Source organism: Acidiferrobacter thiooxydans (genome assembly GCF_003333315.1).
Lineage (GTDB): Bacteria > Pseudomonadota > Gammaproteobacteria > Acidiferrobacterales > Acidiferrobacteraceae > Acidiferrobacter > Acidiferrobacter thiooxydans.
In genome coordinates, this window is record NZ_PSYR01000002.1 from 813,934 (window position 1) to 827,489 (window position 13,556).

10 protein-coding genes and 1 pseudogene are annotated in these 13,556 nt (G+C 64.8%); all 11 read right to left on the reverse strand.

Annotated elements, in window-relative coordinates; genetic code table 11:
- Positions 1-9 precede the first annotated feature (9 nt).
- Positions 10-759 (reverse strand): phosphorylase family protein, encoded by a 750-nt coding sequence (locus tag C4900_RS10960; protein WP_170132518.1) that lies wholly within the window; start codon positions 757-759, stop codon positions 10-12.
- Positions 732-2,675, reverse strand: coding sequence for a squalene--hopene cyclase (gene shc / locus C4900_RS10965; RefSeq protein WP_114283085.1), 1,944 nt, complete (start codon positions 2,673-2,675; stop codon positions 732-734). Before shc ends, C4900_RS10960 begins: the two co-directional genes overlap by 28 nt.
- A gap of 33 nt (positions 2,676-2,708) precedes the next feature.
- Complete coding sequence (locus tag C4900_RS10970) at positions 2,709-3,701, reverse strand: phytoene/squalene synthase family protein (RefSeq protein ID WP_211306900.1); 993 nt, start codon at positions 3,699-3,701, stop codon at positions 2,709-2,711.
- A gap of 187 nt (positions 3,702-3,888) precedes the next feature.
- Positions 3,889-4,875, reverse strand: coding sequence for a lysylphosphatidylglycerol synthase domain-containing protein (locus tag C4900_RS10975; RefSeq protein WP_147267183.1), 987 nt, complete (start codon positions 4,873-4,875; stop codon positions 3,889-3,891).
- Positions 4,876-4,914: 39 nt separating this feature from the next.
- Positions 4,915-7,581 carry an MMPL family transporter gene (locus tag C4900_RS10980; RefSeq protein WP_065969208.1) on the reverse strand — a complete coding sequence of 889 codons (2,667 nt, stop codon included), beginning with the start codon at positions 7,579-7,581 and terminating at the stop codon, positions 4,915-4,917.
- Between the two features lie 15 nt (positions 7,582-7,596).
- On the reverse strand, positions 7,597-8,451 hold the full coding sequence (gene hpnK, locus C4900_RS10985; RefSeq protein ID WP_065969207.1) for a hopanoid biosynthesis-associated protein HpnK: 855 nt from the start codon (positions 8,449-8,451) through the stop codon (positions 7,597-7,599).
- Positions 8,452-9,870: a hopanoid biosynthesis associated radical SAM protein HpnJ gene (gene hpnJ, locus C4900_RS10990; RefSeq protein ID WP_065969206.1), complete on the reverse strand. Its 1,419-nt coding sequence runs from the start codon at positions 9,868-9,870 to the stop codon at positions 8,452-8,454.
- A 5-nt stretch (positions 9,871-9,875) separates the two neighbouring features.
- Positions 9,876-11,003 carry a bacteriohopanetetrol glucosamine biosynthesis glycosyltransferase HpnI gene (hpnI, locus tag C4900_RS10995; protein WP_065969205.1) on the reverse strand — a complete coding sequence of 376 codons (1,128 nt, stop codon included), beginning with the start codon at positions 11,001-11,003 and terminating at the stop codon, positions 9,876-9,878.
- Positions 11,003-12,008, reverse strand: a pseudogene (hpnA, locus tag C4900_RS16995) (hopanoid-associated sugar epimerase). Before hpnA ends, hpnI begins: the two are co-directional and overlap by 1 nt.
- A 16-nt stretch (positions 12,009-12,024) precedes the next feature.
- Entirely contained in the window at positions 12,025-12,858 is an 834-nt protein-coding gene (locus C4900_RS11005; protein WP_065969203.1) for an MlaA family lipoprotein, read from the reverse strand.
- A 54-nt stretch (positions 12,859-12,912) separates the two neighbouring features.
- Positions 12,913-13,551 carry an ABC transporter substrate-binding protein gene (locus C4900_RS11010; RefSeq protein ID WP_147267184.1) on the reverse strand — a complete coding sequence of 213 codons (639 nt, stop codon included), beginning with the start codon at positions 13,549-13,551 and terminating at the stop codon, positions 12,913-12,915.
- Between the last annotated feature and the right edge of the window lie 5 nt (positions 13,552-13,556).

Consider the following 13,556-nt stretch of genomic DNA (forward strand, 5'->3'; position numbering starts at 1 on the left):
TGCATGCCGTTACCCGCCATCGGTCAGCCGCGACGAGGCGCGGCCGCGGGAAGGCCGGCCAGTCAGCGCGTCGGCGGCACGCGCCAAGGTCGGTCGCGCCTTGGCAAAATCGCGGCCAAGACGCCAAAGCGCGCGCCACTGCCGCCCATCGATGCCGAACGCCGCGAGCAGCGCGCCCACGCGCGGCCGCCCCCAAGCATCGAGCCCTTGCATAAGGCCTTCCGGGACCAACGCATCGAAGGGATCCACGACCACGCGTACGGCCAGGAACGCGAGATCGCTGTCGTGTGCGACGCGGGCCAGCGCCGCGCTCTCCATGTCGACGGCCGACGCGCCGTAACGACGCAACAGCTCGGCCTTGTCGGCGACACCACCGACCGGTCGTGATACCGACACCAGCGCATCGATAGGCGCAGCCGCCGGCAAGGCATCGACGAGTGCCTGCGGCCACGACACCTCATAGGCCCCCTGCTCATCGCGCACCACGCGCGGACACACCAGGGTGCCGGCGGCAAGACCCGGGGCAAGGCCCGCGCATGTGCCGAAACTCACGAGTCCGCGCACCCCGCGAGATACGAGATCGAGCGCCATGCGCCGGGCCCGTTCCGCGCCCATCCCAGACACCCCTAGCCACTGTCCGGCGGCCAACGCCCGGGGCCGGCCGAGGGCCACGGGTCGGCCGAAGGCGCGGGCCTCGGCGGCCAGCGCGACAACAATGCCGTAAGGGGCCTCTAGCGGGCGGCCCGATTGCGGTAGCACGCCAAGGCCCACAGTGGGAAATACCGGGCGTACCCGTGGTACTTGAGGTAAAAGACCCGCGGGAAACCGGGGGCCGTGAACTCCACATCCTCCCATAGCCCACCCGGTTCGCGATGGGTCAAGAGATAGCGCACACCGCGGTGCACCGCCTCGCTGTCGACCTCGCCAGCAACGATCAGCGCCAAGATCGCCCAAGCCGTCTGAAACGCGGTGCTGCGCGTACCGATTCCCGCGGTCTCTGGGTTGTGATAAGAGTCGTTGCTCTCACCCCAACCGCCATCGGCACGCTGGATGGACACAAGCCAGCGTACCGCAGCGCGTATCGCCGGGTCATCGCCGCCGATTCCCGCGGCACACAGGCCCACCAACACCGACCATGTCCCATAGATATAATTCGTCCCCCAGCGGCCGAACCATGCGCCATGCTCCTCCTGCTCGGACCGCAGATAGGCGATGGCCCGCTCTATCGCCTCGCGATAGCGCCCATCACCAGCCGCCCGCGACAGCAGGGTGACGCACCGTGCGGTCACATCACTCGTCGGCGGATCGAGCAGGGCCCCGTGGTCCGCAAATGGGATCTCGTTCAGATAATAATGGGTATTATCGACATCAAACGAGGCAAAACCGCCGTTGCGCGACTGCATGCCCGCGACCCATTCGGCGGCGCGCTGGATCGACTCGGCATACGCCGGATCACACGACTCCTCCATGGCCCAGGCCACGACGCTGGTGTCGTCCAGGTCCGGATAATGGCCGTTCTCGAACTGGAAGGGCCAGCCGCCCCCGCGCAGATCGGGCCTGCTGTCCCGCCAGTCTCCAGGGGCGTCGAGCAGCTGACGATCACGCATCCACGACAGGCCGCGCGACACCGCGTCCTTTGTGCCCTCACGATCGACCTCCATAAGCGCCAAACAGACAAGTCCGGTATCCCAGATCGGCGACACACACGGCTGGCAATAGGCCTCGTATTCCCCCACGAGCAACAGTTTCTGAATGGCGATCAGGGCGTCGCGCCGATAGGGGTGTTCGGGCCCATAGCCACGCACGGCCAAAAACTCGTAGGCATTCACCATCGCCGGAAAGATTGCCCCAAGCCCCCCGGTCCCATTTAAGCGCTCTATGATCCACGCCTCGGCGCGATCCAGGGCGCGCGCCCGTAGCCGGCGCGGAATCACGCCCTCGAGACGAAATCCGACGCGCTCAAGCTTGCACAAGACATAATTCATGAACGACCGCACCGGAAAGTAATTGCGCTCCTCCTCGGCGGGCCGCACGAACAGCTCCGATATCCCAATGCCGCGTGGGTTGCGTGCACGCACCTTGAGACTGCAAAGCCCGAGCAAAGGCACCATGACCGTACGCGACCAATACGAGACCTTGGCGAGCGTAATCGGGAACCACTTCGGGGCCATGACCAGTTCCACGGGCATGAACGGGATCGCACGCCACGGCACCTGACCGAACTGCGCGAGCGCGATGCGCGTAAACACATTGGCGCGTGCTGCGCCGCCTCGCTCCAAAATGAGCGCACGCGCTCTTACCATATGGGGCGCATTCACATCGTCACCCGCAAGCTTCAAGGCGTAATAGGCCTTGACCGACGCACTCATATCGAAGTGGCCGTCATAGTAGAGCGGCCACCCACCATCCGCCATCTGCCGGGCACGGATATAGCGCGCGAGCTTTTCCTCCAGCGCACAGTCGATCTCATCCATGAAATGCATCATGAGGATGTATTCAGACGGGATGGTACAGTCGGCTTCGAGCGGCCAGCACCAGTACCCTTCCGGGGCCTGTTCGGCGAGGATACGGTCCCGCGCCTGCGCAAGCACCGCGTCGAGAAAGGCCGCCTGCGCATCCTGCACCAGAGACTCGCGGCTCTCCCGGCTCTTTGCCGAAACCCTCTGACTCTTCATACGGCGTGGTTCCTCGGGCAATGACGCGTTTCGTCAGACGCCGCGCGGCAAGGGCCGCGGCGCACCCGCCAAAAGCGCGAACAAGAGACGCAAAAGCCGGTTATGGCCGGCGGACAGGCGGCTCACCGCAACCGTCGCTTTGACACTGCGGCGTGTGATCTTCACGTCCTGACCGCTGGAGAAATTCCGCCTGCGATCAATCTTGCGCAGTGTCAAAACCGCCATACCAAGCGCCCACAAGCAGAAATTCCGAAGGCCCGCCTCTTTAGGTGGGATCAACAAGACATACTCGAGCGCACCGCGTGCATGGGTGCGCGCCACGTCGATGAGTTCGCCAAGGCCGCGACCGAATCCCTCATCATCGGGCCCGTGATCGAGATCGGCAAGCGCAAACCCATGACGCGCAAACACGTCGCGCGGCAACCAACAGGCCCCGCGCCCATGGTCCTCCCATATATCTTTTAGGATGTTGGTCATCTGGAGAGTCTGCCCAAACGAGACCGCGAGCGCCATAAGGCGGTCTTCATGACGACGCATTTCCGGAGAGTATTCGCAGAACAGGCGCGTGAGCATCTCACCCACGACCCCGGCCACGTGATAGCAGTAACGATCCATGTCCGCCAGGGTCGGCAGACCCGCAGGATCCTTGCGCTCCTGAAATTCCGCCATCCCGTCGGCCATGACGGCCACGCAGGTCTCAAGCGCCTTGCGCTGCGTGGCCGTAAAGGTGTCCCCGATCGCGATCACGCGCTCGGTCTCGCGCACCAACAGGCGCTCGGCCGGCGGCACTCCGGGGGCGAGCACCGCATCGAGACTGCGCGCAAATTCCCGCGGATCGGCGCGGCGCGCCACGACGTGCGCGAAGAGCGTACAGAAACGCCGTTTCTGGGCGCTGCTGAGATCCGGATCATCTTCTATGGTATCGACGATACGGCAGAGCAGATAGCCGTTGCCGACGACGGCGCGCAGCGCCCGCGGAAGCTCGGGGATAGTCAGCGCGAAGGTCCGCGACACATCCTGCAACATAGCCGCCTGGAAGCGCTCGTCATCCGCGTCCCCTCTCGTTGCTGTCGCATCTACTGCCGATACGGACATGTCCCTTTTCCCTGATGCGTCATCGGTTGGCCGATCTGCGGGCCGTGCCCACCGCGCTCGGCGCTGGCGGTCGGCACCTTAACATAAAGTGTAACCTTCTTGAACTCGTTTGGCGCCCCTAACCGCTGGTCGGCGCGGCGTGCGCGGACGAAAGGCGCCGTAGGCGCCACTCGTGCCATTGCCATGAGAGCAGCACAGGAAACCCGATGGCCAGCTGACGCAACCGGCGTCCGAGCGCGAGACTCAACGCCGCATCGGGTGCGACGCCAAGCAGCACGGCCAGGCCGACAAAGCCGCCTTCCTGGACCCCGAGGGCCCCGGGAACCACGAACGCTACGCTATGCACGGCCTGGATCAGGGCCTCGAACACGAATACCTGAGCAAGGGTCAAGGGGATGTGCATCAGCGCCGCCAGGAGTGCGATCTCGGCCGCGCCGCCCGCAAAACCCACGAGCTGCCAGAATGCGCAGCGCGCCAGCACCGCACGGTGCCGGTACAGGCTCATCACCCTGCGGTCCAGACCGGGGGCGAGCGGCAGATCCCGGCCGCCGATGGCGCGCAGTGCGCGCCCGAGCGTGCGGTCTGCAAATTCCGCAAGGCCGATGCGCACCTGAACCGCCACGAACCCTGCTACCACGACCACTGCCGCCCCGACACCCGCCAACAACTCCGGCAACGGTGTCTGGATGCCCGCCAAAGGGAGCATCAAGGCAATGCCGCAGAGCGTAATGACGATCTGCAAGGCGAGCGTAACGCTGGTCTCGACGATCACGCTCGCCGAGGCCGTACTGGTATTCACACCGCGCAGACGCAAAAGCCGGATGGCGACGAGTTCGCCCCCCACGCGTGCCACCGGAAGGAAGGTGTTGACCGCATCACGTACCATAGCAAGCCACACCAGCAACAGCCAGGGGATACGCCGCCGGATGCCGAGCAACGCCCCCCATCCGCGGACCTCGGTGGCGACCACCACGACACGCAAAGGGATAAGCCAGAGGAGACCCACGCCGGCGCGCGCCAGAAACGCCATGACCGGCGCGAACCCCAAGCGCTCCAAAAGCCACGCCGTAAGCGCGATACCGCCGGCCGCCATGATCCCCAACACCCCCGCCGTCCACGGCCGCTGGGGGGTGCGCGGCGGGCGTCAGGCCTGTTGCTCATGCGAGGCCTGACGCAGGCTTAAGATCGCAGGCAGCACCAACAAAATCGTAATGAGGGCCGCACCCATGGCGATAAACAAGGTCTCCCCCAGGACGGCCATCCCGGGATTGGACGAGACCGCAAGGCTCCCAAACGAACTCATGGTGGTGAGCGCGCTGAACACTACGGCCTCCGAGGTGCTGGTATCGAGCAGGAGCGCGGTCCCGACACCGCGCCGCCAACGCACGACGAGGTAGATGCTAAACGCCACGCTCAGACCGATAAGCAGCGGCAACACGATGATATTGGCAAGGTTGAATGAGATCCCAAGCACCCACATCACCGCCACCGCGGCCATAGCTGCCAATACCAGCGGGGCCAGGATCGTTAAGGCATCGGCCACGTTGCGCAAGGTCAGCAACAAGACCGCGGTGATCAACACAAACGAGATCGCGGTCGCCTCCTTGAAGGCATTGACCACCGCACGGCCGCCCTGCACGAGCAGCACGGGCGGACCTACGGCATGGGGGGCCACGCGCGCCACGTCATGGGCAAATCGGACGATATTGCGATTGTGGTTGAGATTGAGCGACGAAAAGACCTCGACCCGCGCCTGTCCATCGGCACTAATGAATGACTTGCGCAGCGAGGCGGGCAAGGTGCGCAGGGTCACGGGACGCGCATTCAGCGCCTTTTGCAGACTGGCAAGCTGCCAGGGCAGGGTGCCGATAATGCGCCGCTGCAAGACCAAAAGGGCGGCCTGATCATGACCGAACCGCGCCAGATACGAGCCCAGGGCAACATCCAGGGCGCGCGCCGCATGGACCGTGCGGCCATGGCCGCGCTCGGCGGCGAAGGTCTTCAAGCTTTGACGCAGACGACGCAACGAGCCCCGGATGCGGGCCGCTGACGGCGGCCGTGCGCGCCGGGGATGGATCGAAAACGGCGGCACGATCAGGGCCATTTGCGCGATCACCGCAAGCTTGGCGCGCTGATGGGTGGGGACGAAACTTGCGGCCGTAAGCACGCGTCCCACTGTCTTTAGGCGCGCAAGGCGCGCGGCCATCGCCTGCGCGGCGGGGAGATTGGGTTCCAAAATATCAATGGGGTAGGGCGAAATGCGGCTGTTTTTGAGCAACGACTCGAAGGTCGACACCGCCTCGCTGTGGGGATTTTGGAGATGCATGGGATCGAAATCGAAGCGGCTCGCAAGGATCATGGGAATGAGCCCGATGGCGATCACCGTGGCACCGGCAACGATCGCACGCGGATGGCGCGCCACCGGGATACGCGCCAACAGGGCGCGCAGGCGCCCGCGTGGCCGCCCCTGCGCATGGCCATTGACGAGGATCGTGAGCAGCGCCGGGGTCACGGTCAGATTGGCGATGAGCGCAAAGAACATCCCAGTGCCGGAAATGATCCCGAGATCGACGATCCCGGCGTAACTTGTCGGCACGAAGGAATAGAAGCTGATGGCCGCAGCTACGGCCGCGAGACTCAACGCACTGCCGGCGCCACGCGCGGTCGCGGAGATCGCCTGACCGTTGTCGCCATGGGCGCCCTCCTCCTGATAACGGATGCAAAACTGGATCCCGAAATCGACGCCGAGACCCACGAACAGTACCGCGAAGGCCACCGAGATCAAGTTCATGGGTCCGGTGGCGAGGAGCGCGAACGCCGCGGTCCAGGTCAACCCCATGAACAGGGTCACGAGGATGATGATGACATAGCGCGGGCGGCGCAAACCCAGTACCAGCATGACCAGCACCAGGGTGAGTGACAGGCCAGTCGCCACACCCGCGCTCTGCGACACGGTCTTGACCTGCTCATTGTCGAGCGCCGCCGATCCGGTAATGCGCACACTGACGCCATGCGCGGCATCGAGCCCGAGGGCCCGGGCCCCGGCCCGTATACTCTGCAAGGCGGTACGGACCGGCGCGCCCCCCTTGTAGTCGTAACGGGGCTTTGCCACCACGAAACTGTCGCCGGCCGTACCCCCACCGGGGGCCGCGACCCCCATAAGGCTCCCCCAAGGCATCACCACATAGCGACCCTGCTCCTGACCCTGCAGGGTCTTGCGCCATCCGTCGAGCACCGTCACAAGACCGGGCAGCGACCCGCCCGGGGCGCGCGCGCGGGCCAAAGCGGCGTCCAGGAGCGCCGTAAAGCGTGGCAGGGTCGGGTGCGCGGCGAGCGTCGCCATGAACGGTTGCGCCTGCGACAGGCGGTCGGACAGGCGCCAGAGCGCCTTTTGGGACAGATACAACAACCCCTCGCGCGCAAAGAACCGGCCACCGTCGGGCTGGCTGACCTGCGTAATGCCCTGGCCGTGACGCCTAAGCCAGTGCGTCAGGCGCTCGGCGCCCTGCCGCGAGAGCGTCTGCGAGTCACTATGGACTACGATGAGCAAGGTCTTACTAAGCCCCGGGAAGGCCTTATTGAAACGCTGCTGGGCGCGCTCGAACGGCAGGTCCTGGGACAGCATCTTGCTCATGTCCGTACTGATGGCAAAATGCGTGAGCGTGTAGGCGAGCGAGCCCATACTCAGCACAACGGCAAAGATCAGCACCCACCAGGCCCGGCGCCGCGAGAAATCGGCCAAGCCGATGAGGGCCCCGTAATACCATCGATCGAGCCGATCAATGCTGCCTGACTGGCGCTTGTCGCGCATGACGCCTCTCTTCCCTTAAGCGAGATCACCGAAGGCGACTGGCATAACGCCACCTTCCCGCAGGGCGCGCGCCACCTCGGTACTCATCAGGGCGGCGAATTCATCGGCCTGCCGATATCCCAGGGCGCGCGCCGCGGCCTCATCGCTGATCGCCGGATGACAGTAGAGTTCAGTCACCCCGGGCGGGAGCCGCCGCAGGAGCGCAAGAACCGCCGCCTCGTCCAGGCCCCCAGACTGCAAGAGCCCGAGGACCCGGTCATTATGCGCAAGACCCGCGCGGTCGAGCCGCCAACGCATGAGCCCTATCCATAGCCCGACCACGCCCATCGTCTTGCCGTAGCGCCATGCCCCACCCGCGGAGCGCACCACCGCCGGAGGTTCGTAAGGGAGCCGCACCGCACGCATCCCATACTGCCGGCCGATCTTCAGGATCAGCCCGAGGACCGTCGGGTGGAGATGCATATGCTTGTGGGCATTGACGTGATCCAAGGGCAGGCCGGTGCGCGCGAACGCCGCAAACTGCGCTGCAATCTCGTCTTCCAATTGGCGCGCCACCGACGGCCGAAAGAAAAACCGGACCCCGGCACGCACCAGGCGGCCATCCAGGCGGCCGTGACGATCGCACAGGGCGGGGATGCGTTCCGGGGGCAGCACCGGACGACCGTCCGCCACCACCACATGCAGGCCCACACGCAACGCCGGCAGACGACGCGCGCGCGCCACGGCATCGTCTGCCGCATCCTCGCCAACCATGAGGCTCGCGCACGTCAAGATCCCCTGACGCGCGGCGCGCTCGACCGCCTCATTGACCGCAGACGACAGCCCGAAATCGTCGGCGGTGACGATCAGCCGGCGAGACGCCCGCGACACCTAGCGCTGCCTGAAAAACCGCAGGAACTCGACCCCTTCGCGCAGACGCCGGCCCATCATCTGGGGGCTCTTGACCATCTCCCCCAACATCTCGGCGACCTTTCCCGACCGGAAATAGAACTGCTTGTAGAAGGACTCCACGGAATCGTAGATCTCCGTGTGGTTCAGGTGTGGATAGCTTAACGCACTCATCTGTACGCCACGGTCATTGACGAGGTGCTTGCTGTTTTCCTCCTGGAGCCAGCCGTTCTCTATGGCCTGTTTGTACAGGAAGGTCCCGGGATAAGGGGCTGCCAGCGACACCTGGATGGTATGAGGGTTGATGTCCTTGGCGAAGCGTATGGTCTCCTCGATGGTCTCACGGGTCTCTCCCGGGAGCCCGAGAATGAAAGTGCCGTGCACGGTGATGCCGAGCTTGTGGCAATCCTTGGCAAACTGCCGGGCGATATCGAGGCGCACGCCCTTCTTCACGTTGTTCAGGATCTTTTGATTGCCCGACTCGTAACCGACAAGCAGCAGGCGCAGGCCATTGTCGCGCATGACCTTCAAGGTCTCATAGCGCACATTGGCCTTGGCGTTGCAAGACCAGGTCACGCCGAGCTTGCCGAGACGACGCGCGATCTCTTCGGCGCGCGGGGCATTGTCGGTAAACGTATCGTCGTCGAAGAACACCTCGGCGACCTGCGGGAAATACCGTTGGATGAGCTTGACCTCTTCTACAACGTGCTCGGCGCTGCGCACGAGATAGCGGTGGCCACCCACAGTCTGCGGCCACAGACAGAAGGTGCAGCGCGACTTGCATCCCCGCCCGGTATAGAAAGAGACATAGGGATGTTTCAGGTAACCGATGAAATAATCCTCGACGCGCAGATCGCGCTTATAGACCTCGGTGACAAACGGCAGCTGATCCATATCCTCGATCGGCGGCCGATGCGGGGTGTGCACCACCGCCCCCTTCTCGTCACGGAAAGTGAGCCCGTCGATCTCCGCATAGGGACGGCCCTCGGCGACCTCCTTCACCGTGAAATCGAAGTCCTCGCGCGCCACGAAGTCGATAGCCGGCGAGGCCGTGAGGGATTCCTCGGGGGCCACCGCCACCTTGGCGCCAACCAGACCGATCTTCATGTCCGGGTAGGTCTTCTTCAAGGCCTCGGCGACCTGGACGTCGTAGGCAAACGACGGCGAACTCGTATGCAGGATCGCGAGTTCGTAACCCTGCGCCATAGGCAAGACCTCCTCGAGGCTGAACCCGGCCGCCGGGGCGTCGATCAATTTGCTGCCCGGCACCAGGGCCGCGGGCTGCGCGAGCCAGGTGGGGTACCAAAAGGAACGCACCTCGCGCTTGGCCTGGTACCGCGATCCGGCCCCGCCGTCGAATCCCTCATAAGACGGCGGATGCAGAAAAAGAGTCTTCATCATTGCACTTACTCCCGATTCGCTTTAATGCCCCCATCGTGACCCACAGCCAGGATCGTGCCACGCCACCTGACCTTGCGCCCCACGAGCCCGAGGGCCCACAGCCCGCAAAGCAAGACATCCGCCAGGGGAACGAGCCCGAAGCGCCGGGGCGCTTGCAGGCGCCTGCAAGCGCGTGAATGTAGCACGAGGCGTACGATCAAGGCCAGAAACGCAAGACCCCATACCCAGGCCTGCCCGGTGATCACGGCCGCGATCATCGCCAACGGCAGACCGAAGGTGATACCCGAAAAGGCATAGCCCCACGGGTTGATGAGGCGGATGGTGCGCAACCAACGCAGCTGGTGGGCAGCGAGATCACGCAGGCGCGGTTCGCAGACCACGGTGTCGACGCAATAGGACGACAATACCGTGCGCCAGCCGAGCGCCCGAGTACGGGCCCCGAGCGCATAGTCATCGGCAAGCTGTGAACCCAAGGCCTCGAATCCACCGCACGCCGCCAACACCGGCCGGCGCAGCGCGATCGTAGCCCCGAATGCGAAATCCGCAGATCCCAAGGCATGGGCCAACAACACCTGGGGTACGAACCAATCCTGAATGAAAAGCGCGCCAAGACGTGACCACCGCCCAGGTGCTGGCAACCCCCGGTACAGGCAAGTCACGATACCGACGCGCGCGTCCTGGACCGGACCGGCGAGGCGGCGCAGGTAGTCCGGGCCCACGCGGATATCGGCATCCGCGAGCACCAGGATGTCGTGATGCACCCCCACCATCAGATTCATCAGGTTATCGATCTTGGCATTGCCACCACGCCGCGTGGGGTCGATGACAAGCGTTAAGGCGCGCTCCGGAAACTCCGCCTGCAGGCGGTGCACGACCGCGATCGCCGGATCCTTAGCATCATGCACCCCGAACACGATCTCATAGGCCGGGTAGTCCTGGCAGCAGAACGATCGCAGACACTCATAGAGGCCTGCACCCTCGCGATACAAGGGCTTCAAGACCGAGATCGGCGGCAGGCACGCGGGCGCAGGCTCGCGTGCCGGCCATGTCCCCAAGGCCCACACCTGCGCCATCAAGACCGCAAGCCCGAGGACTGCGGCGACCGGCGCCGCGATCGCGATCCAGCCGGCCATCACACTGCGTCCGCGGACGGGCCGGCCGCGCGTCCGGCCGCGAGAAACCACGCCACGGCGTCGGCCAGCGCCGCCTCGGCGGGACGCGGGCGGTAGCCGAGCTCCGCTCGCGCCTTGGCGGAATCGAAGAACATGTACTTGGACGCCATGCGCAGTTCATCCCAAGTGACGAGCGGCGTTGCCGACTTGCGCACGCGCGCGTAGGCCTGCGAGGCCAGCGCCACCGGCCACAGCCAATGCCGTGACAGGCGCAACGATGGCGGCCGGCGGCCGGCGATATCGGCGATGAGCGTTAAGATCGCCGCGAGCGTCAGGTTGTCCCCCCGAGGATGTAGCGCTCTCCGATGCGACCGTGGGCGTAGGCGAGCAGGTGCCCCAGCGCCACATCGTCGACATGCACGATATTGAGGCCGGTATCGACGTACGCCGGGATGCGTCCGCGCGCAGCGTCGCGCACGAGACGCCCGGTCGGCGTGGGCTTGATATCGCGTGGACCCACGGGCGTCGAGGGGTTTACGATCACCGCCGGCAAACCGAGACGGATCAGGCGGTGCACCTCCTCCTCGGCCCGAAACTTCGATTGTTTGTAAGGGCCAATCATGTCGCTATAGCAGACCGGCGTCTGTTCGTCGGCGACACCCCCGGTACCGACCCCAGGGTGGCCACGCTGCTGGTGTAGACGACACGCCTCACCCCCGCCGTCAACGCCTCCTCCATGAGTGCGCGCGTCCCTTCGACGTTGGCCCGAAACATGGCCTCCCGGTCCGGGACCCACAACCGATAGTCGGCCGCCACATGAAACAAGGCATCGCAGCCGGCCATAATGCCGCGTAGCGAGGTCGGCTCGAGCAGGTCGCCCTCGACACGCTCGACCGATAGGTCGGCGATATTGGCAAGGGTGCTGGTCTTGCGCACGACAACGCGCACCTCATGCCCTGCGGCCAATAAGGCGCGCGCCACCGCCGAACCGACAAAACCCGATGCGCCCGTCACCAATGCCCTCATCACTCCTCCTCGACCGCTATCCGGCCGGTACCGCCGGGCGGATAGCGACATCCGGCCGCCCGGGGACCGTCATCACCACCCGTGACCGGGGCGGTGGATCGGCAAGCGGCGGAGGGTCGGCCGGTGCCGGAGCGGGCGTCGGCGGCAGCATCATCTGCTCGACCGCCTTCAGCGGCAAGTGCCCGTCGTCTTGCAGGTAGTCCCGGTGCTGGAGGTAGGCATCGCGCGTAAAGACGTATTTGTCGACGGCATTTTCACGCACATAGCGCAGCGAGGCACTGGCGTTGGCGCGCGCGTTTATGACATCGACGACTGTGAGGGGTACGGTGAGCGCCGGCACGCCGACGTAATACAAGACGTTGGTGAATATCCCCATCACCAGGCTCGGGGTATTGCGCAAGGTGTCGGGGCCCACGAACGGTAGCACGAGGTAGGGACCCCGACCCACACCCCAACGCCCGAGGGTCAGCCCCGCATCCTCGACATGGGCCTTGAGCCCGAGCGGGGTCGCGACATCGAAGAGACCGAAGAGCCCGATGGTGCTGTTGACGACAAAGCGGCCGATATCGTCGATACCCTGCCCAAGCCGCCCCTGCAAGAAGTCGTTCACGATGACATCCGGATAGGCCACGTTGTGGAAAAAGTTGGTGAGCGAGGCACGTAGCGGCTTAGGAGTCACAGTCTTGTAGGCGCGCGCCACCGGGCTCATGATCAACCGGTCGGTCGCGCTATTGAAGGCGTAGAAGCGGCGATTCATGGGCTCGAGCGGGTCGGGCCCGCCGGTCGTCGCGCACCCTGCAAGCAGCAAGAGACAAGCCAGAGCAAGGACCCGCGCGACCGCCCGTCTCATCCGACATCGGGCATCAGCCGCCATGAAACCACGCCGCACTCACCCCGCCCCTGCCTAACCCTTGACGGCGCCGTGACTCAGTTGCGCCACCTTGTCGCGCAATGTCGCAAGCAGCGCCGGAAAGCCTTTTTTACGAATAATGGCCGTGTATTGCGCGCGCTTCAAGGCCAGATCGCTCACGCCATTGGCGACGATATTGACGATCTCCCAGTGTCCCCCGGTGGGCGCCACGAGATAGTCGATCGTGGCATCCTTGCGCCCATGAGTCGTAAGCTCGGTCTCGACCAGGACATCCCCCTGCGCCACCTCCTGCGAGGTCACGCGGCGAAAGGCCTGTCCGGAATAACGCCGGAACTGCGCGGCGTAGGTGGCCACTGTAAGCTTGGTGAAAGCCCGCACGAAGGCCTGCTGCTCGGCGGGCGTAAGCCGTCCCCAATAGGGCCCCAGGGTCAGCTGGGCGATGTAGGCCACATCGTGGCTCTTATGCACGGCCGGCATGAGTTGTCCATAGCGGCCCTTGAACCCCAGGGACTTGCCCACCTTCATGACCGCGATTAGGGTATTCTGGAAATGACGGACCACGGCTACTGCCGGCCCCGTCTGTGCGGCATAAGCAGGGGCACTGACAGTCGTAAGCCATGCTACTGCCACCCACACGCCAGCCATCCGCCACCCTATCTCTTGCCGTGTCATAGCCT

Coding starts and splice junctions, on each gene's coding strand:
- shc (WP_114283085.1), bottom strand. CDS start 2,675: ATGAAGAGTCAGAGGGTTTCGGCAAAGAGCCGGGAGAGCCGCGAGTCT.
- C4900_RS11005 (WP_065969203.1), bottom strand. CDS start 12,858: ATGAGACGGGCGGTCGCGCGGGTCCTTGCTCTGGCTTGTCTCTTGCTG.
- hpnI (WP_065969205.1), bottom strand. CDS start 11,003: ATGGCCGGCTGGATCGCGATCGCGGCGCCGGTCGCCGCAGTCCTCGGG.
- C4900_RS11010 (WP_147267184.1), bottom strand. CDS start 13,551: ATGACACGGCAAGAGATAGGGTGGCGGATGGCTGGCGTGTGGGTGGCA.
- hpnJ (WP_065969206.1), bottom strand. CDS start 9,870: ATGATGAAGACTCTTTTTCTGCATCCGCCGTCTTATGAGGGATTCGAC.
- C4900_RS10980 (WP_065969208.1), bottom strand. CDS start 7,581: ATGCGCGACAAGCGCCAGTCAGGCAGCATTGATCGGCTCGATCGATGG.
- C4900_RS10970 (WP_211306900.1), bottom strand. CDS start 3,701: ATGTTGCAGGATGTGTCGCGGACCTTCGCGCTGACTATCCCCGAGCTT.